Here is a 20,172-nt window from a genome sequence, read left to right as displayed (position 1 = left end):
CGGTTGGGGATCAGGAGTATGCAGCAGTTATTGCACCGGGGTGCTGCGATGATGCAGCACCGTGAAGAAGCCCTGGGCGCGTCCTGGGATGATTTGAAGCTGTTTTTAGCGTGCGCAAAATATAAAAGTTTTCGGAATGCCGCCGAAGAGCTCGGCCTCACCTCCACCACGCTGATGCGCCGCATCGACCGGCTCGAGGAGAGCATCGGCTGCAAGCTGTTCCTGCGCGACCAGAGTGGGCTCACGCTCAGCGATGAAGGCACAGCGATGATCGCCGACGTCACGCATATGGAGCGTCACGCCTTCAACGTCTTCCGCCGCGCCGCCCGGACGTCGAACGACACCTCGGGCACCGTGCGCGTCGCCGTGACGGAAGGCCCCGGCAATTTCTGGATCCTGCCGCGGCTGATCGACTTCCAGAAGACCTACCGCAAGATCACCGTCGATTTGCGCTGCGCGATGGAGCAGGCCGACGTCGCGCGGCTCGAATCCGATATCGCGATCCAGCTCGAGCCGCCGACCAATCCGGATCTGATCGTCGCCAAGCTCGGCCGCCTCCACATCTACCCTTTCGTCTCCAAGGAGTATGAAGGCCTCTACGGCGTGCCGGCTACCCTCGCCGAATTGAACAACCACCGCATCATCAAGCAGAGCGCGCCGCAGGTCGACGACGGCGCCTATGCCCGCGTGCTCGGGCTGAAGTCGCTCGAGGGCATCGTCGGGATCAAGACCAATTCGTCGGTGGGCGTGCTCTACGCGGTGGAGCGCGGCGCCGGCATCGGCTTCCTGCCGACGGTGTCGATCGCGCTCGGTGCGCCGCTCGTTGCGGTCGATCTCGGCGTCAGCCACCACGCCGATCTCTGGCTCACCTATCACAAGGAGTTCCGCACCTCCGAGCGGCACAAGATCGTGGTCGACTGGCTGAAGAAGATCTTCGATGCCCGGACCTATCCCTGCTTCCGCGACGAGTTCATCCATCCGAACGCGCTGGTGCCGATGATGACGGCGGCGCGCGAGGGCTTTGGCCTGGCGGGATATGTCGCGACGACGCCGACCTAAACGCTCACCATTTGTATTCGAAGCCGAGCGTGCCCTGATGCGAGATGAGCTCGTTGCGGAACTTGCCGTCGTAATTGACGTAGAGCCGCGCCACGTTGGTCAGGCTGAGTGAAGCCGAGGCACCGGCATCCGCGCCGTAACGGCTCTCGCCGATGCCGGGGACGATGATGTTCTGAGCGCCCAGGCTGACCTGGATGGTTCCCAGGTCCTGGTGGAAATTGTCGACGAACTTGCCGTAGGCCGAGAGGTCCAGGATCTTCTGGTCGATAATGAAGTAGCGGCCGATCTCGGCCCCGATCATGATGCGCGCGCGCGAGAGCGCCGACGAGCCGACGTTGAGCGGATCGAGCCCGCCAGTCTCCTGGAACGCGGCGCTGGTGGCGCGCACATATTCCAGCGCGCCCTTGGGCACGATGCGCATCTCGTCCGTCGTCCAGTAATAACTGATCTCGGTCAGCGCGCCGTCGACGGCGGCGCGGTAACGCGCGGTCGCAAGGCCAAGGCCGGTGTCGCGGCTGGAATGGACCTTGCCGAAGCCGTGGACCACGGCAAAGGCCCAGGTCCACGGACCCTTGTCGACCGAGCCGCTGAAGCCGAGCTGGGTCAGGTCGAGGGTTGCGGATTGCAGCGCCAGCGGCACGTCGATGTCGGTGTGACTGTGGTCGACGGAGAATCCGATGTTGACGCCGGGTGCGAGCCGCGCGCCGAAGCCGGCGACGCCGCCAAAGGTCTTGCGCTTGTCGCCGACGAAGTCGCCTTGCGCATCGGTGCGGACCGAGAGGCCGTAGCCCTCGAACCAGGTGCGGTAGCGCGGATCTTCCGTGCTCGCCGAGGCGCCGCCGCCGCCCGGATTGGTGCGGAACGCCCGGTTGACGCCGCCGGAAGCCTGGTTGCCGAGCCGCTCCAGGAAGCCCGAGCCGAAATTGAGCATGCTGCTGCCGGCTGACTGATTGTTGTTGGTCGAGGTCGGCGACGGAATCGGGGTCGGCGACGGCGTGGGTGTCGGCGTAGGGGTCGGCGTGGGCGTCGGGCTTTGCGCGAAGCCGGGCGTTGCGGCCGCCATCGTCACGACCAGCGCAAACGCCAGCGCAAGCGCAGCGGCGATCCGGCGGACGCGGTCGAGCCCGATCGTCTGCCTTGTCCCGGAGAGCTGCACGGCGCAGCGCATGACGATGAATCCCGTAGCAAAGTGGCGGCGCGCAAAAATGCAACACGGTCTGCGGCGCTTGCGGCGATTTGTGCCGAACTGCCACTAGGGGTCAACTGTTCGGCACGTGACGGCCGAGGCTATTGCTCCGATTGTGGTTCTGCTGCCACAGGTGGCAAATTGCGCTTGAAGGCACCTGGCATGGTCTTGAAATCCGCGCGCGGCTTGCTAGCCGGCGATTTTCATGTTGCAATATCGGTCACAACCGGAATTGGCCGCTGGCCTGTGCGTTTCGCGACATTGCGCCTCAAGACTCGAACAGACTTCCGGAAGCCCGTTTGTGGCGTGGCACGCGAAAAAGCGGCCGCGTCTTTTTTATATCTAGTGGAGGAGACGAGCGATGCCGCAAAAGGGCACCGTCAAATGGTTCAACCCGACCAAGGGCTATGGGTTCATCAAGCCGAACGGCGGCGACAAGGACGTGTTCGTCCACATCTCCGCGGTCGAGCGTGCGGGACTTTCCACCCTCAACGAGAACCAGGTGGTTGAATTCGACCTCGTGGAGAACCGCGGCAAGACATCCGCAGAGAACCTCAAGGTTTCCTGATCTCTCTCGCGGCATGCGAGCGATCATGACGTTGCCCCCGGCTCTGCCGGGGGATTTTGTTTGAGGGGACGAATCGGCGACGACGCGTCAGCGCACCACCGGCGCAACCAAAAAATTCTCCGACGCCGCGCTTCCCGACGTCTTGCAGACATCGCCCTCGATGCGGACCTTGCCGGTCGCGAGCAGCCGCAGCGCCTCGGGATAGATGCGGTGCTCGACCTCGAGGATGCGCTCCGACAGCGTGTCCGCCGTGTCGTGATCGCCGACGGGAACTGCGCCCTGCATCACGATCGGGCCGGCATCGGTCTCGGGGATGACGAAGTGCACCGTCGCGCCGGACAGCTTGACGCCGGCGCGCAGGGCCTGGCCGTGCGGGTCGAGGCCGGGGAACGACGGCAGCAGCGAGGGATGGATGTTGAGCATCCGCCCATACCAGGCCTTGGTGAACTCGGCCGTGAACAGGCGCATGAAGCCGCCGAGACAGATCAGCTCGATGCCGTGCTTGTCGAGCGCGGCCTGCAGCACCTTCTCGAAACCTGCGCGGTCCTTGCCGAACCGCTTGCTCTCGATCACCTCGGTGGTCACGCCGCTCGCCCGGGCGCGTTCGAGCCCGGGCGCACCGGCCTTGTTCGAGATGACGAGCGATATCTCCGCCGGGAAATCCGCGGCAGCGGCTGCCCTGATCAGCGCGGCCATGTTGGAGCCGCGCCCGGAAATCAGGATGGCGACGCGGCGCTTCATCACAGCGCCAGATCGAGATGGCCGTTATAGACGACGCGGTGCTCGCCCTCGGCCGGAATCACGGTGCCGAGCTGCGCCACGGTTTCGCCGGCGTCGGTGAAGACCTCGATCACCTTGTCGACCTTGTCGGGCTCGACGATCGCGATCATGCCGATGCCGCAATTGAAGGTGCGCAGCATCTCGAGCTCGGCGATGCCGGCTTGCGCGGCCAGCCATTTGAACACCGGCAGCACCGGCAGGCGTGCAAGGTCGATGCCGACGCCGAGGTGCTTCGGCAGGACGCGCGGGATGTTGTCGGTGAAGCCACCACCGGTGATGTGGGCGAGCCCCTTCACCGCGCCGGTCTCGCGGATCGCGCGCAGGCAGGATTTGACGTACAGCCTGGTCGGCGTCAGCAGCGCGCCGCCGAGCGTCATCACCGGCGCGAACGGCGCCTGCGCCGAGAAACCGAGGCCCGACTGCTCGACGATCTTGCGGACCAGCGAGAAGCCGTTGGAATGCACGCCCGACGAGGCGAGACCGATCACGGCGTCGCCCGCGGCGATGTCCTTGCGCGGCAACAACGTACCGCGCTCGGCGGCGCCGACCGCAAAGCCGCCGAGATCGTAGTCGCCGTCCTTGTAGAGACCGGGCATCTCGGCGGTCTCCCCGCCGATCAGCGCGCAGCCGGATTCGCGGCATCCCTCCGCAACGCCGGCGACGATAGCCGCGGTGGCCTCGGGGTCGAGCTTGCCGCAGGCGAAATAGTCCAGGAAAAACAGCGGCTCTGCGCCCTGCACCACGAGGTCGTTGACGCTCATTGCGACGAGGTCGATGCCGATGCCGCCATGCAGCCCGGTCTCGATCGCGATCTTGACCTTGGTGCCGACGCCGTCGGTCGCGGCAACCAGGACCGGGTCCTTGAAGCCGGCCGCCTTGAGGTCGAACAGGCCGCCGAAGCCGCCGATCTCGGCGTCGGCGCCCGGCCGTGCGGTGGCGCGCACCATCGGCTTGATCAGGTCGACCAGGCGGTTGCCCGCGTCGATATCGACGCCTGAATCGGCGTAAGTGAGGCCGTTTTTGCGGTCGGTCATGCCCGATTTCCAGTGGGTTTGCGGCTGGTTACGTCGAATTCCGGGGACGCGCAATGGCTCGCATGGCGCTCCCCGCTATACTATGTAGACATATCAACCGGTTCAGCCTGCTACAGGCCGGATTTGAGGTCAGAACCGGTGCCGGGAAGCGCTGCGTGAGTATTCCGAACATCATTACGCTGGGCCGCATCATGCTGGTCCCGATCATCGTCTGGGCCATCGTGTCGAGCCAAATGGAGGTGGCGTTCGCCGTCTTCCTGATCGCCGGCATCAGCGATGCCGTGGACGGGTTCTTGGCCAAGCGTTTCAACATGACGAGCGAACTCGGCGCCCTGCTCGATCCGCTCGCCGACAAGGCGCTGCTGGTCTCGATCTACATGGCGCTCGGCATCTGGGGCGCGATCCCGCGCTGGATCGTGATCCTGGTGGTCTCGCGCGACATCATGATCGTCGCCGCCGTGATCGTGTCCTGGCTGTTCGACCGGCCGGTCGAGATGAAGCCGTCGAAAGTGTCCAAGCTCAACACGGTCGCACAAGTGGCGTTCGCAGCCCTGGTGCTGGCGGCGCTTGCCTTCGGCTTCAAGCCCGCGCCTTATGATATCATCCTGATGGGTCTCGTCACGGTCTTCACGCTCTCCTCCGTGTCGCTCTATCTCGTCGAGTGGCTGCGGCACATGAGCACGATCGAGGCCAAATGAAAGTGGAAGCGGCCTCGTAAAGGCCGTCTCCGCTCGATCAAGTCGAATTCTCTTCGAACGGGCCGGCGCGCCGGCATGGAGCAAAGCAAGCGTGGCAGGCCGCGTTCATCCCCGACAATTGGCGTTTGCACTTCCGCATGCGGAGAGCCTCAGCCGGGATAACTTCCTCGAAGGCCCCGCCAATGCGGCCGGTCTCGGCCTGATCGACAGCTGGCCGGAATGGCCGAACCGGATCATGTGGCTGGCGGGCCCGGAGGGAAGCGGCAAAAGCCATCTCGCCGCGATCTGGGCCGAGGAGGCTGGCGCCCGCTCGACCACCGCCAATGCGCTGACCGCGGCCGGTGTGCCAGGCGCACTCGCCACCGGCGCGCTGGTGGTCGAGGATCTCAAGGCTGAGGAATTTGACGAGCGCGCCCTGTTTCACCTGATGAATCTGGCCCGCGAGGACGGCGCCTACGTCCTGTTCACCGGGCGCGAGGCGCCGGCCACGCTTCAGATCGAGCTTCGCGACCTGCGCTCGCGCCTGCGGGCCGTTCCGGTGGTCACGCTGCTGCCGCCCGACGACCAGCTGTTCCGCGGCCTCATCGTCAAGTTCTGCGCCGATCGCCAGCTCAATGTGGACGAGAGCGTGGTCGGCTATCTCGCCACCCGCCTGGAACGGTCCTCGGCCGCCGCCCGGCGGGCCGTCGAGCTGCTCGACAGCGAAGCGCTGCGGCTCGGCCGTCCCGTCACCCGGGCGCTGGCCGCCGAGCTGCTCCGGGACGCCTGACCGGCTCGCAGGCCTCCCTGAAGCGCGCTTGACGCGGCGCGTCGGCGGAACATCAATGTCATCGAAACGTCATCGCTCTAACACATGCTCCCGCCGATTTTGCGCGTAAGTCGCAATTGGGGTGAACTGGATGGACCGACTTCTGATGGACTCTGCGCAAGCTGTTGATACCAAAGAGAAAGCCCCGGAAACCGAGGGCCTTCCGGCAATCGCGTCCAGCCCCGAGCGGTTCATCAACCGCGAGCTGTCCTGGCTGCATTTCAACCGCCGCGTCCTGGAGGAATCGGTCAACCCCAGCCATCCCGTGCTGGAGCGGGTGCGATTCCTGTCCATTTCGGCCAATAACCTCGACGAGTTCTTCATGGTCCGCGTTGCCGGCATCAAGGCCCAGGTGCGCGAGGGCATTGCCGAACGCAGCCCCGACGGCCTGACGCCGTCGGAGCAGCTCGCTCTGATCAACCGCACCGTCTCCCAGCTCGCCTCCGACCAGCAGGCGATCTGGCGCGACCTGCGCGGCACGCTGGCCGATGTCGGCATCGTGCTGGTCGACGGCAAGGACGTCACCAAGGCGGAGCGGAACTGGATCGAGGATTACTTCCTCAACAACGTGTTCCCGCTGCTGACCCCGCTGGCGATCGATCCGGCCCACCCCTTCCCGTTCATTCCGAGCCTCGGCTTCACCATCGCGCTGCAGCTCACGCGCGCCGCCGACGGCAAGCAGATGAACGCGCTGATCCGCATGCCCGGCAAGATCGACCGCTTCATCCGCCTGCCGGCCGAAGGCACGGTGCGCCTGATCTCGCTGGAACAGGCCACCGCCCTGTTCATCAATCGCCTGTTCCCCGGCTACAATCTGCGCGGCCAGGGCGCCTTCCGGATCATCCGCGACTCCGAGCTCGAAATCGAGGAAGAGGCCGAAGACCTCGTCCGCCTGTTCGAGACCGCGCTGAAGCGCCGCCGCCGCGGATCGGTGATCCGGCTCGAGATCGACGCCAAGATGCCGGAGGAGCTGCGCAGCTTCGTGCAGCACGCGCTCTCGGCTGCCGACGACGAGGTGTTCCTGGTCGACGGCGTGCAGGCGATGAACGAGCTCTCGCAGCTCACCCGCCTCGACCGGCCCGATCTCGAATTCACCCCTTACGTGCCGCGCCACCCCGAACGCGTGCGCGAGCATGGCGGCGACATCTTCGCCGCGATCCGGCAGAAGGACCTGATCGTCCATCATCCCTACGAGTCGTTCGACGTCGTCGTGCAGTTCCTGCAGCAGGCCGCGCGCGACCCCGATGTCGTCGCGATCAAGCAGACGCTCTACCGCACCTCCAACAATTCGCCGATCGTGCGCACGCTCGCCGAAGCGGCCGAAGCCGGCAAGTCCGTCACCGCGCTGATCGAGCTGAAAGCGCGGTTCGACGAAGAAGCCAACATCCGCTGGGCGCGCGATCTCGAACGCGCCGGCGTGCAAGTCGTCTACGGCTTCCTTGAACTGAAGACGCACGCAAAGCTCTCGATGGTGGTGCGCCGCGAGGGGGGCAGCCTGACGACCTACGTCCATACCGGCACCGGCAACTATCACCCGGTTACCGCGCGCATCTACACCGACCTGTCCTACTTCACCTCGGACCCGACGATCGGCCGCGACGCCGCACGCGTGTTCAATTTCATCACCGGCTATGCCGCACCGAGCGATCTGGAAAAGATGGCGGTGTCGCCGCTGACCTTGCGCAAACGCATCATCGAGCACATCCAGGGCGAGACCGCGCATGCGCGGCATGGCCGGCCCGGCGCGGTCTGGATGAAGATGAATGCGCTCGTCGACCCCGATATCATCGACGCGCTCTACGAGGCCTCCCAGGCCGGCGTCCAGGTCGAGCTCGTGGTGCGCGGTATCTGCTGCCTCAGGCCCGGCATCCCCGGCCTGTCGGAGAACATCCGCGTCAAGTCGATCATCGGCCGCTTCCTGGAACATGGCCGAATCTATTGCTTCGGCATGGGCCAGGGCCTGCCGAGCGCGAAAGCGGCTGTGTATATCTCCTCCGCCGACATGATGCCGCGCAACCTCGACCGCCGCGTCGAGGTGCTGTGTCCGCTGCAAAATCCGACGGTGCATCAGCAGGTTCTCGAACAGATCATGGTCGCGAACCTGAAGGACAATGAGCAGAGCTGGCAGTTGTTGCCGGACGGGTCTTCAACGCGTATGAAGACCGCGAAGGGCGAGGAGCCTTTCAACGTCCACAACTACTTCATGACGAATCCGAGTCTGTCTGGCCGTGGAAAGTCGCTCAAGGAATCCTCGCCGCGTCGTCTCACGCGCCGGAACGAACGTCATCAATCCTGATCGGGGATTTGCGACGTGAAGCGGCCGCGCAAGCGCGGCTCGAGCGTCGCGGTTATCGACATAGGCTCCAACTCGGTCCGTCTCGTCGTCTACGAGGCGCTGGCGCGCAGCCTCATCCCGATCTTCAACGAGAAGACGCTGTGCGGCCTCGGGCGCGAGGTGCAGAGCACGGGCCTGCTTGCGCCCGACGCCGTCGACAAGGCGCTGACCTCGCTGAAACGGTTTCGCGCGTTGTGCCGTGTGATGCAGGTCGGACGCGTGTTCGCGATCGCGACTGCGGCGTGCCGCGACGCCTCTAACGGTCCCGATTTCATCGCCAAGGCTGAGCGGATCTGCGCGGTGAAGATCGAGATCCTGTCGGGCCCGCGCGAGGCGCGGCTCTCGGCGCTCGGCGTGATCTCCGGCATCCACCTCCCCGACGGCATCGTCGGCGACCTCGGCGGCGGCTCGCTCGAGCTGATCGACGTGCGCAGGAACGCGGTGCGCAGCGGCGTGACGCTGCCGCTCGGCGGCCTTGCGCTGCAGGACCTCGCGCACAAATCGCTCAAGCGCGCCGATCGCATCGTGCGCGAGGAGATCGACGAGGTGCCGCAGCTGACCGCGGGCCGCGGCCGCACCTTCTACGCCGTAGGCGGCACCTGGCGCGCGCTCGCGCGCATCCACATCATCCAGAGCGGCTATCCGCTCCAGGTGATGCACGGCTATTCCATCCCGGCCGCTGAAGCGCTCGACTTCTCACGCCGCCTGCGGCGCCTCGCCGCCGCCAACATGCTCGCCGACATCGAGATCGTCGCCGATGCGCGGCGCCCTCTCCTCACCTATGCGGCGCTGGTGCTCGAGCACATCATCCGCGTCGCAAAACCCAAGACGATCGTGTTCTCGACCTTCGGCGTGCGCGAGGGCCTGCTGCACGAGAAGCTGCCGGAGACCGAACGCACCAAGGACGGGCTGATCTGCGCGGCCGAGGAGCTGAACCAGCTGCTGTCACGTTCGGCCAAGCATGCCCGCGAGCTGATCGCCTGGACCGACCGCCTGGTGCGCGTCGTCAAGCTGCGCGAGACCGAAGAGGACCGTCGCCTCCGCCACACCGCGTGCCTGCTCTCCGACATCGGCTGGCGCGTGCATCCCGATCATCGCGGCGAACAGACGCTCAGCCTCGTCGTCAACGGCAATTTCGGCGCGATCACCCACACCGAACGCGCCTTCGTCGGCCTGTCGGTGTTCTATCGCTATGCCGGCCTCAGCGAGGAGAACCAGCCGCCGGCCACCATGCAGGAATTGCTGACACCGGCGCAGCTCGAACGCGCGCGCCTCCTGGGCGCTGCGTTCCGTGTCGCGCATCTGATCTCGGCGGCGCGCCCGGGCGTCTTGCCCGCCACGCATTTCCGCAGCCAGAGCCGCAAATTGATGCTGGTGTTCGAGCACCGGCTCGGCGATCTCGTCGCAGACCGCGTCGGCAGCCGCTTCAAGCAGCTCGCGCGCCTGATCGGCCGCTCGGGATCGATCGTGCGGCGGTAAACGGCGAGCGCCAAGCCAGCCGATCTGCGCAGCCGGGGGCTACTTTCAAGATTCACTTCGCGACGAAGCGGCTTCCGTTCCAGCGCAATATCCGGCCGCTTCCATTCACGTCCATGAGTTCGACAAAGGCCTGATTGTTGGAAGATGACAGGCGCACGTCATGGGCGTGCACTGCGAGCACCCGACGATATCGACCTCCTGCCGCGACATACACCTGGTGCAGGCAGCCCGCGGAATTGCAGAGAGCGGCGGCGCTGCGGCAGCGAAAATCGTCGAAATGCAACGCCACGAACTCGGTCCCCGCCGCAGTCAGATAAAGAGCAAAGCGTTGGGCGGCAGCGATCGAGCCTCCGCAGGCAGCGTCCCATTTCCGCACGTCGGCACGAATCTCAGCCGGAAGCATCTCGATGTGCGCTGGATTCCACGGATCTCGCGCCGTGCCGCTATGGGAAAATGCTGGCGGCACAATCGCAAGCAAGACAATGGCAGCGCTCAGCAGCGTGCAAGTGAGTTTGCTCAAGTTCACGATTTTGCTCCTGTAGCCTCGCGATCGGCACCTGCGATCACTCTCGGCTCATCAAAATATGCTCCGCAGGCGAGCCGCGCTTGATGCACATCAACTCACCGGGCAGCCATCCGATGGCGGCTGCCCTCTGGCGCGACGATGGCTTTCAATCCGCCGAGTTCGGACTCGGCCAGAACAAGCTGCCATCCATAGACACTGAGCACGTCCTGAACGATCGCGAGGCCGAGGCCAGCCCCTTCGCCACGCTCATCCAGCCTAGCCCCGCGTTCGAGCACGCGGGCGCGTTCGGCGGCCGCGATGCCCGGGCCGTCGTCCTCGATCGTGATCGCCGGATTCGCGGTGGCATCCGCGCCAATGCGTACCTGTCTCTTGGCGTGACGGGTGGCGTTCTCCAGGAGATTGCCCAGCACTTCGGCTAGGTCTGTGCGATCGAGCGGCACGCTCGGCTCGCCGGTTATGCAAGTCTTGAAGTGGAGCCGCCGTGCCGCAGGCGTGCGAGCCAGCGTCAGCATCAGGGACTCGACAAGTGGTCTGAGCGGCGTGGAAATACCGCCGCGCTGCCGTGCCGTCCCCCGCGCCCGGGCACGTGCCAGTTCGCGGTCGACGTGACGGCTCATTGCCTCGCCGACGGCTTCGATGGCCTTTGCAACGTCCTGCTCACCACGCTGACGCAAAAGCGCGACATCGGCCGCGAGTGCGGCGAGCGGCGTCTTCAGCCCATGCGCCAAGTCAGCGGCGCGGCTGCGCGAACGGTCGATCTCTCGCTCCTGGGCGTCGATCAGGCTGTTGACCTCCTCCACCAGAGGCTTCACCTCGGTTGGTACGTCGACGGGGAGATACTTGCGCCGCCCGGAGCGCACATCCGCGACGCCGCGGCGAAGTGCGTCGAGCGGGCGTAGGCCCAGTCCGACCTGGATCGAGGTAGCTGCCGCCAGCACCAGGCCCAGCACGCCGAGCGCCAGCGCCAGATCCCTGGCGAAGTACGAGGCGGCAGCCGATACGCGGGCGAGATCGGCCGCCACCGCGACGCGCACCGGCGCGCGGCGGTCGCCTATCGTGAGCAGCACGCGACGTTCACTGACCAGGAGCCGGGCGTTCGCCGGGCCAAGGATGACGTGACGGTGCAATTCGCCAGGCGACGGCTGATCCTGCGGCAGGTCCAACGCCGTGTCCCACAATGAACGTGAACGCAGCACCTGGCCGCTGTCGTCCGACACCTGCCAATACAGGCCCGAAAGCGGATCGGCAAAACGCGGGTCGGCCGGCGGCCGTCCCACCACCAGCTTGCCCTGCGCATCGGTGTCGATACCCGCCACGAGTTGCTTGAGATAGACGTCGAGCTCATCGCCGATGGTTCGCGAGACGTGGCGTTCGAACAGCAACGTCAGCCCGGCGCCGGCAATGGTCAGCGCAATCAGGATTGCCACCGCTCCGCCGGCCACCAGCCTCAGCCGCAGCGAGCCCCAGCTCACGACGTCGTGTCCGGTACCAGATAGCCGAAACCACGCCTGGTCTCGATCAGATCGGCGCCCAGCTTCTTGCGCACGCGGCCAACCAGCACTTCTAGGGCGTTCGACTCGTGGTCGTCGCCGTGGCCATAGACGTTTTCATCGAGCTCCTGCTGCGACACCACGCGGCCGCGATGATGCAAGAGAAAGGCGATCAGGCGGTATTCCAATGGCGACAAAGCGACGGGTACGCCGCGCAGCGTCACCTTCATCTGACGCTCGTCGAGTTCGACGTCGCCGGCGACGATGCGTGAGGAGGCATGCCCCGCCGAGCGGCGTACGATCGAGCGCAGCCGTGCCAGCAATTCCTCCATGCGGAACGGCTTGGGCAGGTAGTCGTCGGCGCCCGCGTCGATTCCATCAACGCGCTCGGCCCAGCTGCCGCGCGCCGTCAGGATCAGCACCGGCATGGACCGTCCGTTGGCTCGCCAGCGCTTGAGCACCGCCAGGCCGTCCATGCCTGGCAAACCGAGATCGAGGATGACGGCGCCGTAATCCTCGATGTCACCGCGGAACCAGGCTTCCTCCCCGTTGCGGACGGTCTCGACCACATAGCCGGCCGCGCGCAGCGCCGCCGCGACATCGGCCGCGATCCGTCGGTCGTCCTCCACAAGCAGCAGGCGCATCACTTCTCCCTGATGCGTTCGATCTCGCCGCTGCGCGCGTCGACGTAGGCCTCGTAGAGGCGGCCGCTGTCGTCGACGATGCGAAACTCGTAAATCCAGCGGCCACGCTCGCGCTCTATCTCGACGCCGGCAACCTGACCCGGCAGCTTGCCACTAATCGACGCGAGAATGTCGGCGAGTGGCCTGATCTCGCCTGCCTCGACCGCGCGGCGAACCGCGTCGGGCGCGCCTTTATCGTGGTCGCCTGCGGCGGCAGGCACCGGCGCGAGCAGGACGCCTGCCAGCAAGGGCAACGCGAGAAGCTCCAAAAGACGAGTGGGTTGCATGGACAAAGAATGCACTAGTCGACCTGACAAATCGCTGACGTGGATCAACAGGTGGTCGTCAGCGCACTTCTGGCAATGTCCGCGCATCGCCTCGCCGCAAAACGCGGCCGGGCGCCACAAGCCGGAGAGAACCATGCGCAAGATCACTATCATCGCCACCACCGTCGCCTTGATTGCAGCCGCCGCGACGGCTCATGCCGGCAGCCTCGGGCGCCCCTGCACCGCAGCGCCACAGACGAGCTGGCTGCCGCTCGAACAACTGCAGGCCAAGATCGAAGGCCAAGGCTACAAGGTCCAGAAAGCCAAGCTCAAGAACGCGTGTGGCGAACTCTACACGATCGACAAGTCCGGCAACCGGGTCGAGTTGTTCGTCGATCCGACCAGCGGCGAGATCGTCGGTCAGCTGTAAGGGGTTGCACCATGAGCGCCATTCACGACGCGATCGAGGCCGGCGGCGAGAAGCCGTCGGCCTCCGTGAGGGTCTGGGACCCCTTCGTGCGCGTGTTCCATTGGTCGCTGGCCGGGCTGTTTCTGCTCGCTTATGCGACTGGCGACGAGATAGAAAATGTCCACGTCGCCACCGGCTACTCGATTGTCGGATTGCTGACGCTGCGGATTTTGTGGGGCATCGCAGGGCCTCGCCATGCCCGATTCAACGACTTCGTGCGCTCGCCGCGCGCAGTGCTCGCCTACATGCGCGACGTCGCGCTGCTCAGGGCGCCACGCTATCTCGGCCACAATCCAGCCGGCGGCGCGATGGTCGTGGCGCTGATCGTCATGCTGATAGGCACCTGCACAACCGGTTACATGATGACGATCGATAGCTTCTGGGGGGCAAAATGGGTGGAGGAGGTGCATGAGGCGTTCGCCAACCTCATGATCGGCCTTGTCGTCGTTCATGTGCTTGGCGTCCTGGTGGCCAGCTTCGAGCACCGCGAGAACCTGATCAAGGCGATGATCACCGGAAGGAAGCGTCCGTTGTGAGCGAGGTTCGTTGGCCTGACTGCCGCCTCTCTGAAGAGTGCGAGGACAGCCTTGCTTCCAAGGACAGGAAGGAATTAACCGAGGTCAACCGAAACGCTCCACGAACGACGAGCAGCCTTCCCCAATGGCTGGCCCGATTGAGGCAAATCAACCCACCAACACGCCGGTGGAGTAATCGAAACCCACAATCGAGCGGCGCTTCGCTCGCCCGTGAGCGTGGGTCATTCCTCATGCGAGTCCGTCGCGGAACTCTCCTTCTCGCCTCTTCTGGAGGCGTGCTCGGTCGTACACTCTTCGTCATTGCATTGAGCTTGCTGCCTTCCGTATCCATGGCCCAAAGCGAGCTGAAGCTGAGCGATGCGCAGGCGCGGAATCTCGGCGTGCGAGTGACCCACCCGGTCGCGATTCGAACCGATCTGACGCTGCCCTACCCTGTCCAGATCGTCATCCCCACGCAGCAATTGTGGGTCGTCAGCGCGCCGGTGGCCGGCATGGTCGCCACTCTCCTCGTTGGACGCGGGGATCGCGTCTCGGCCGGCCAGCCGCTCGTGACGCTGGAGAGCCCCAGTTTCGTTTCGCAACAACGCGACTACCTGCACGCCATCGCACAGGAGCTGCTCGCCAGTCAGCAGCTGAAGCGGAATATCGATCTGTTCGAGGGCAAGGCGGTGCCGCAGCGCGTGCTGGAGACCAGCCAAGCCGAGGCGCGCCAGGCCTCGCTCGTGGTCGCCGAGCGGCGTCAGATGCTGCATCTGAGCGGGATGTCCGACGAGGCCATTGCTCGACTCGCACAGGACGCGGCGATCAGCGCGACGCTCACGGTCAACGCACAGCAGACGGCATCCGCCGTCGAGGTGGCGGTTTCGCCGGGGCAGCGGCTCGAGCAATCCGCGCCGCTCGTCAAGCTCGCCCGGCTCTCGCCGCTATGGGCGGAAATCGCGGTTCCGGCAGCCAATATTCGTGCCATCCGCGCCGGCGCGAGGGTCGAGATCGAGGGCTATCCCACGCCCGGCAAGGTCGTGCTGGTCTCCGAGACCATCGACCCCGCCACCCAGACCATCCTGGTTCGCGCGGAGATCCCGAACGACGGCGAACTGCATCCCGGTCAGACCGCCGCTGCCCGCATCGGCTTTCTGTCCGCCGGCGAAAGCGCTTGGGAGATTCCCTACAATGGACTGGTGCGGCGCGGCGAGCAGACATCGGTATTCGTTGGCGTCCCTGACGGCTTCCGGCTCGTGCCGGTCAAGCTCGTTGCCGAAGATCAGGACCATGTGGTCGTGTCCGGTCCCATTACGGATCAGGATGAGATCGCGATCGGCGGTATCTCGGCGCTGCGCGGCATTCTTTCGGGCCTGGGGCAATAGATGCTTCGACACCTGGTCGCGTTTGCGCTTTCGCAGCGGCTATTCGTGCTGCTGAGCGTGTTGTTGCTGATCGGCGCGGGCGCCGTGCTCCTGCCCGGCCTGCCGATCGACGCTTTTCCCGATGTCTCGCCTGTTCAAGTCAAGATCATCATGAAGGCGCCGGGCCTGACCCCCGAAGAGGTCGAGCAGCGCATCACGCTCCCCGTCGAGCTCGAACTGCTCGGATTGCCGAACAAGAAAGTCCTTCGATCGACCACGAAATATGCGCTGGCCGACATCACCGTGGATTTCGAGGACGGCACCGACATCTACTGGGCGCGCAACCAGGTATCGGAGCGGCTATCGAACGTCGCGCGTGATTTCCCCGACGGGGTGAGCGGAGGCCTTGCGCCGATCACGAGCCCCCTGGGCGAGATGTTCATGTTCACGATCGACAGTCCCGAGCTTTCGCTCGCCGAGCGCCGGACCTTGCTCGATTGGGTGATCCGTCCCGCGCTGCGGACGGTCGCCGGTGTTGCTGACGTCAATGCGCTCGGCGGTTACGTCCGCGCCTTCGAGATCGTGCCGCGTAACGAGGCGCTCGCCGCGCGCGGTATTTCCTACGACCTGTTTCGCCGCGCCATCGAGGCCAACAGCCGCAATGACGGCGCCGGACGGGTGAACCAGGGCGAGGACAGCGCGTTGGTCCGGATCGAGGGCAGTATCCGATCGATCGAAGACATCAAGGCCATCGTCGTCGACACCCGCGAGGGCGTGCCGATCCTGGTCAGCGACGTCGCGAGCGTCAAAGTCGGGACGCTGACCCGTTATGGCGCAGTCACGTCGGACGGCAGCGGCGAGACCGTCGAGGGGCTCGTCCTCGGCTTGCGCGGCGCCAACGCCGGGCAGCTCGTCAGAGACGTGCGCGCCCGGCTCGCCGAGCTGCAAGCCTCGCTGCCGAAGAGCGTCTCCATCAACGTGTTTTACGATCGCAGCCGCCTGGTCAACCGCGCCGTCGGCACCGTCGTGCGAGCGCTCGGCGAGGCCACCGCCCTCGTCGTCGTTCTCCTGCTGCTCTTCCTCGGCAACTGGCGGGCCGCGCTGGTGATCGCTCTCACCCTGCCGCTGGCGATCGTCATCGCGCTGATCGTCATGCGCTTGGCCGGGATGTCGGCCAACCTGATGAGCCTCGGCGGACTTGCGATCGCGATCGGGATGTTGATCGATGCGCTGGTCGTGGTGGTCGAGAACATCGTCGGCAATCTCGGCAAGCACGAACCGGGTAAAGCCGCTCCGCTGATCCACCTGGTGTACCGTTCGGTTTGCGAAGTCCTGGAACCGGTCGCCTCAGGCGTCCTCATCATCATCATCGTGTTCCTGCCACTGCTGACGCTGCAGGGGCTGGAGGGGAAGCTATTCATCCCGGTCGCGCTGGCCATCATCTTCGCGCTGGCCGGTTCACTGCTGCTGGCGCTCACAGTGGTGCCGGTCATGACCTCCTACGTGCTGAAGTCGGCCTCGCATCGCGATCCGATTCTGGTCCGTGCGGCGCAGCGGCTGTACGCGCCCGCATTGGACTGGGCCTTGAGGAACGAGCGCAAGGTGATGGCCGCGGCTCTGATCGGCCTGGTCGCCGCGGGCTTCGCCTATACCAAGCTCGGCAAGACCTTCATGCCGACCATGGACGAGGGCGACGTCATCGTCAGCGTGGAGACGTTGCCGTCCGTCAATCTCGATGAATCGCTTGCCATGAATGCGAGGCTGCAGAAAGCACTTCTGGCCGTCCCTGATATCGCCGGCATCGTCGCACGGACCGGGTCGGACGAGCTCGGCCTCGATCCGATGGGCCCCAACCAGACCGACACGTTTCTCGTGCTCAAGCCGGCCGCCGAGCGGCAGACCGACAATCGCGACGCGCTGCTGCAGAAGCTCCGCGAGGTTCTGAGCGGCTTTCCGGGCATATCGCTCAGCTTTACCCAGCCCATCGACATGCGCGTACAGGAGATGATCAGCGGCGTGCGTGGCGACGTCGCAGTCAAGATCTTCGGCCCAGACATCGCCAGGCTGAACGAAACTGCGGCGAAGCTGGCGGCCATCCTGTCCAGCATCGATGGAGCCGAGGACGTCTACACCACGCTCAACGAAGGCGCTCAATACTACACGGTCGCGGTCAACCGCATGGAGGCCGGCCGCCTCGGCCTCACCGTGGATGCCGTCGTAAACTCGCTCCGTATCCAGATCGAGGGCCGGACGATCGGGACCGCGCTCGAAGAAGGACGCCGCACACCGATTCTCGTCCGCGGCAGTGAGACGACCAGGGCGGCACCGACGCTGCTGGCGAGCCTGCCGTTGACGCTCGCCTCCGGACGGCATGTGGCGCTGTCGCAGGTCGCGCGCATCCAGCGCGTGGATGGGCCGGTGAAGATCGACCGCGAGGATGGCGCGCGGATGAGCGTCGTTCGCGCCAATATTCGCGGCCGCGACATGGTCGGCTTCGTCGAATCGGCTCGTCAGAAAGTTGCAACCGAACTTCCGCTCTCAAGCGGCTACCGGCTGACATGGGGCGGGCAGTTCGAAAATCAGCAACGCGCTGCCGCACGCTTGTCAATCGTCGTACCCGTCGCGATCGGTCTCATCTTCGTGCTGCTCTTCACCACGTTCGGCGCCATCCGGCAGGCGCTGCTAGTGCTGGTCAACATTCCCTTCGCCCTCATCGGGGGCGTCTTCGCTCTGGTGCTGACCGGGGAGTACCTCTCGGTGCCGGCTTCTGTCGGCTTCATCGCGCTGCTCGGCATTGCCGTCCTCAACGGCGTCGTCCTGGTGTCCTATTTCAATCAACTCCGGGCCCATGGCCTCGGCGGGGATCGTATCGTCGTCGAGGGTGCCATGCGCAGGCTTCGGCCGGTGCTGATGACCGCGAGCATCACGGCGCTTGGCTTGATCCCGCTGCTGTTCGCGTCGGGCCCAGGGTCCGAAGTGCAGCGGCCGCTCGCCATCGTCGTTATCGGAGGATTGGTGTCCTCCACCCTGCTGACCCTGATTCTCCTCCCGATCCTGTATCGCCGCTATGGCGGAACGTCCAAGGTGGCGAAATGACCGATCAGCCGCTCTGTCTCACGCTGATCGTGCCGCATCAGCTCCGCGACGAGGTATTCGACTATCTCGCTGAACAGGGCGATCTCGTGTCGGGATTCACCGCATCGCACGGAGCCGGTCATGGTGCCGACGTGCGACTACACTCGGCCGCCGAACGCGTGAAGGGCCACGCCGACCAGACCGCCGTGCAGTTGATCTTGACGCAGACAGCGGCCGGCAGCTTGCTCGAGCGGCTGCGGGCTGCATTTGCCGGAACCAGGCTCGTCTATTGGACGATGCCCGTGACGGAATTCGGCACGATCGAGTGAACGCCTATTCCGCCGAAGCCTTGGCGTGGCGCTCCGAGGACTCCAGCGCGGCCTGGGTCAGGCTGCGCCGGCGCCAGATGGTGCCGACCACCAGCACGACGATGACGCCGAGCGCTGCGCAGAAATACTCGCCGCCGGCCCCGCCATGGCCGAATTGCGGCGGGATGCGCAGGGCCCCGAGGATGGCGTCGAGCGAGGCACCGAACGGACCCTCGAACAGCGCATGCAGCCGCGGCGCGACGCCGGGATCGGTCGCGATCACTTCGCCCGCGATCCAGCCGAGCAGCGCCGCACCGGCCCAGACCAGCACCGGCAGCTTTTCGAGCAGCGCCATGATCAGCGCGGCGCCGGCAACGATCAGCGGCACGCTGATGGCAAGGCCGAGGATCAGGAGCGGCACGCTGCCATTGGCAGCGGCGGCGACCGCAATGACGTTATCGAGACTCATGACGATGTCGGCGACCACGACGATCTGGATCGCGTGCCACAGATGCGAGGCAGCGTCGACGTCGTCCTCGTCCTCGTGTTCCGGCACCAGGAGCTTGGCCGCGATCACGATCAGCGCAAGGCCGCCGACCAGCTTGAGATACGGCAACTCCATCAGGGTGGCGACGATGCCGGTGAAGATGATCCGCAGCGTCACCGCTGCGCCGGCGCCGAAGATCATGCCCCAGAGCCGATGCCGCGGCGAGAGACCGCGGCACGCGAGCGCGATCACCAGCGCATTGTCGCCGGAGAGCAGGATGTTGATCCAGATGATCTTGCCGACCGCGATCCAGAAGGTCGGCGCAGCCATCTCGTTGCGGAACTGGGTGAAGAACGCCCCGATCGTAGCGGGATCGAAGATCTGCCAGAGCCAGTCCACAATGAGTCCTTTCGCCTGTCGCCTCTAACCTGCCGGCCGGATCAGCCGACGATCTCGTTGCCCGAGAAGAACTGCGCGATCTCGATCGCGGCGGTCTCCGGGGCATCCGAGCCGTGCACCGAGTTTTCGCCGATCGACTTGGCGTAGAGCTTGCGCACGGTGCCCTCGGCCGCCTTGGACGGATCGGTCGCGCCCATCACCTCGCGGTACTTGGCGATCGCGCCCTCGCCTTCCAGAACCTGGACCACGACCGGGCCGGAGGTCATGAACGCCACGAGCTCGCCGAAGAAGGGGCGCGCCTTGTGGACGGCATAGAAGGTCTCGGCCTGCTCCTTGGTCATGCGGATGCGCTTCTGCGCGACGATGCGCAGGCCCGCCTTCTCGATCACGGCGTTGACCGCGCCGGTCAGGTTACGCTCGGTCGCGTCGGGCTTGATGATCGAGAAAGTGCGTTCGATGGCCATAATGTTGTCCTTGGGAAGAAAGCGGTGGTTGTCGAGTTGCGGGGCTTATATCGGCGCCGTTGCCGGACGGCAAGCGACCGCCGAAACGGCCTCACAGGCGCTTCGCCGCAGGCGACCGGCGGCCGATTTCGGCTTGGATGACAACAATTTCACCCAGATGAACCCAATCTGAAACCGCC

The 20,172-nt window shown here is 65.3% G+C and carries 20 protein-coding genes; 11 read left to right on the top strand and 9 right to left on the bottom strand.

Annotation, left to right across the window (positions count from 1 at the left end):
- Positions 1 to 18 precede the first annotated feature (18 nt).
- The gene (locus N2604_RS20590; protein ID WP_260370078.1) at positions 19 to 1,059 is read left to right on the top strand and encodes a LysR family transcriptional regulator; all 1,041 of its coding nucleotides are present in this window, start codon (positions 19 to 21) and stop codon (positions 1,057 to 1,059) included.
- 4 nt (positions 1,060 to 1,063) lie between these two features.
- On the opposite strand, the gene N2604_RS20585 is transcribed toward N2604_RS20590, so the two are convergent.
- Positions 1,064 to 2,227, bottom strand: coding sequence for an autotransporter outer membrane beta-barrel domain-containing protein (locus tag N2604_RS20585; protein WP_260370077.1), 1,164 nt, complete (start codon positions 2,225 to 2,227; stop codon positions 1,064 to 1,066).
- A gap of 379 nt (positions 2,228 to 2,606) precedes the next feature.
- Here N2604_RS20585 and N2604_RS20580 point away from each other — a divergent pair, with 379 nt between their 5' ends.
- Positions 2,607 to 2,813 (top strand): cold-shock protein, encoded by a 207-nt coding sequence (locus tag N2604_RS20580; RefSeq protein WP_122403548.1) that lies wholly within the window; start codon positions 2,607 to 2,609, stop codon positions 2,811 to 2,813.
- A gap of 87 nt (positions 2,814 to 2,900) precedes the next feature.
- On the opposite strand, the gene purN is transcribed toward N2604_RS20580, so the two are convergent.
- Both purN and purM read right to left on the bottom strand, forming a co-directional pair.
- Positions 2,901 to 3,554: a phosphoribosylglycinamide formyltransferase gene (gene purN, locus N2604_RS20575; RefSeq protein WP_260370076.1), complete on the bottom strand. Its 654-nt coding sequence runs from the start codon at positions 3,552 to 3,554 to the stop codon at positions 2,901 to 2,903.
- A complete protein-coding gene (gene purM, locus N2604_RS20570; RefSeq protein ID WP_260370075.1) occupies positions 3,554 to 4,627 on the bottom strand; it encodes a phosphoribosylformylglycinamidine cyclo-ligase in 1,074 nt (357 codons plus the stop codon). Before purM ends, purN begins: the two co-directional genes overlap by 1 nt.
- A 155-nt stretch (positions 4,628 to 4,782) precedes the next feature.
- Here purM and N2604_RS20565 point away from each other — a divergent pair, with 155 nt between their 5' ends.
- The 4 genes from N2604_RS20565 to ppx all read left to right on the top strand — a co-directional run bounded on the left by N2604_RS20565 (position 4,783) and on the right by ppx (position 9,947).
- Positions 4,783 to 5,325 (top strand): CDP-alcohol phosphatidyltransferase family protein, encoded by a 543-nt coding sequence (locus N2604_RS20565; RefSeq protein ID WP_025035876.1) that lies wholly within the window; start codon positions 4,783 to 4,785, stop codon positions 5,323 to 5,325.
- 91 nt (positions 5,326 to 5,416) lie between these two features.
- Positions 5,417 to 6,094 carry a DnaA ATPase domain-containing protein gene (locus N2604_RS20560; RefSeq protein WP_260370074.1) on the top strand — a complete coding sequence of 226 codons (678 nt, stop codon included), beginning with the start codon at positions 5,417 to 5,419 and terminating at the stop codon, positions 6,092 to 6,094.
- Positions 6,095 to 6,239: 145 nt separating this feature from the next.
- Positions 6,240 to 8,429 (top strand): RNA degradosome polyphosphate kinase, encoded by a 2,190-nt coding sequence (locus N2604_RS20555; protein WP_260376265.1) that lies wholly within the window; start codon positions 6,240 to 6,242, stop codon positions 8,427 to 8,429.
- A 15-nt stretch (positions 8,430 to 8,444) separates the two neighbouring features.
- Positions 8,445 to 9,947, top strand: a complete 1,503-nt coding sequence (gene ppx, locus N2604_RS20550; protein ID WP_260370073.1) for an exopolyphosphatase — start codon at positions 8,445 to 8,447, stop codon at positions 9,945 to 9,947.
- Between the two features lie 52 nt (positions 9,948 to 9,999).
- On the opposite strand, the gene N2604_RS20545 is transcribed toward ppx, so the two are convergent.
- The 4 genes from N2604_RS20545 to N2604_RS20530 form a co-directional block, all read right to left on the bottom strand.
- A complete protein-coding gene (locus N2604_RS20545; RefSeq protein ID WP_260370072.1) occupies positions 10,000 to 10,473 on the bottom strand; it encodes a hypothetical protein in 474 nt (157 codons plus the stop codon).
- A gap of 95 nt (positions 10,474 to 10,568) precedes the next feature.
- Positions 10,569 to 11,945: a sensor histidine kinase gene (locus tag N2604_RS20540; protein ID WP_260370071.1), complete on the bottom strand. Its 1,377-nt coding sequence runs from the start codon at positions 11,943 to 11,945 to the stop codon at positions 10,569 to 10,571.
- Entirely contained in the window at positions 11,942 to 12,607 is a 666-nt protein-coding gene (locus N2604_RS20535) for a response regulator transcription factor (protein WP_260370070.1), read from the bottom strand. The genes N2604_RS20540 and N2604_RS20535 overlap by 4 nt, the downstream gene beginning before the upstream one ends.
- Positions 12,607 to 13,068: a PepSY domain-containing protein gene (locus tag N2604_RS20530; protein WP_311740031.1), complete on the bottom strand. Its 462-nt coding sequence runs from the start codon at positions 13,066 to 13,068 to the stop codon at positions 12,607 to 12,609. The genes N2604_RS20535 and N2604_RS20530 overlap by 1 nt, the downstream gene beginning before the upstream one ends.
- On the opposite strand from N2604_RS20530, the gene N2604_RS20525 reads away from it, so the two are divergent.
- The 5 genes from N2604_RS20525 to N2604_RS20505 all read left to right on the top strand — a co-directional run bounded on the left by N2604_RS20525 (position 13,067) and on the right by N2604_RS20505 (position 18,664).
- Positions 13,067 to 13,342 (top strand): PepSY domain-containing protein, encoded by a 276-nt coding sequence (locus tag N2604_RS20525; protein WP_260370069.1) that lies wholly within the window; start codon positions 13,067 to 13,069, stop codon positions 13,340 to 13,342. The two genes, N2604_RS20530 and N2604_RS20525, sit on opposite strands and share 2 nt — an antisense overlap.
- Before the next feature lie 11 nt (positions 13,343 to 13,353).
- Positions 13,354 to 13,917, top strand: a complete 564-nt coding sequence (locus N2604_RS20520) for a cytochrome b/b6 domain-containing protein (protein WP_260370068.1) — start codon at positions 13,354 to 13,356, stop codon at positions 13,915 to 13,917.
- Positions 13,918 to 14,246: 329 nt separating this feature from the next.
- Positions 14,247 to 15,281 (top strand): efflux RND transporter periplasmic adaptor subunit, encoded by a 1,035-nt coding sequence (locus N2604_RS20515; RefSeq protein ID WP_260376263.1) that lies wholly within the window; start codon positions 14,247 to 14,249, stop codon positions 15,279 to 15,281.
- Positions 15,282 to 18,356 carry an efflux RND transporter permease subunit gene (locus N2604_RS20510; protein ID WP_260370067.1) on the top strand — a complete coding sequence of 1,025 codons (3,075 nt, stop codon included), beginning with the start codon at positions 15,282 to 15,284 and terminating at the stop codon, positions 18,354 to 18,356.
- Complete coding sequence (locus N2604_RS20505) at positions 18,353 to 18,664, top strand: DUF3240 family protein (RefSeq protein ID WP_260370066.1); 312 nt, start codon at positions 18,353 to 18,355, stop codon at positions 18,662 to 18,664. Before N2604_RS20510 ends, N2604_RS20505 begins: the two co-directional genes overlap by 4 nt.
- 4 nt (positions 18,665 to 18,668) lie before the next feature.
- Here the strand turns inward: N2604_RS20505 and N2604_RS20500 are convergent, their stop codons facing one another.
- Both N2604_RS20500 and ndk read right to left on the bottom strand, forming a co-directional pair.
- Positions 18,669 to 19,529 carry a TerC family protein gene (locus tag N2604_RS20500; protein ID WP_260370065.1) on the bottom strand — a complete coding sequence of 287 codons (861 nt, stop codon included), beginning with the start codon at positions 19,527 to 19,529 and terminating at the stop codon, positions 18,669 to 18,671.
- Positions 19,530 to 19,570: 41 nt separating this feature from the next.
- On the bottom strand, positions 19,571 to 19,993 hold the full coding sequence (gene ndk / locus N2604_RS20495; protein WP_025035862.1) for a nucleoside-diphosphate kinase: 423 nt from the start codon (positions 19,991 to 19,993) through the stop codon (positions 19,571 to 19,573).
- Positions 19,994 to 20,172: the final 179 nt, after the last annotated feature.

Source organism: Bradyrhizobium sp. CB1015, from assembly GCF_025200925.1.
GTDB lineage: Bacteria > Pseudomonadota > Alphaproteobacteria > Rhizobiales > Xanthobacteraceae > Bradyrhizobium.
This window is presented reverse-complemented; position numbering and strand designations above follow the sequence as displayed.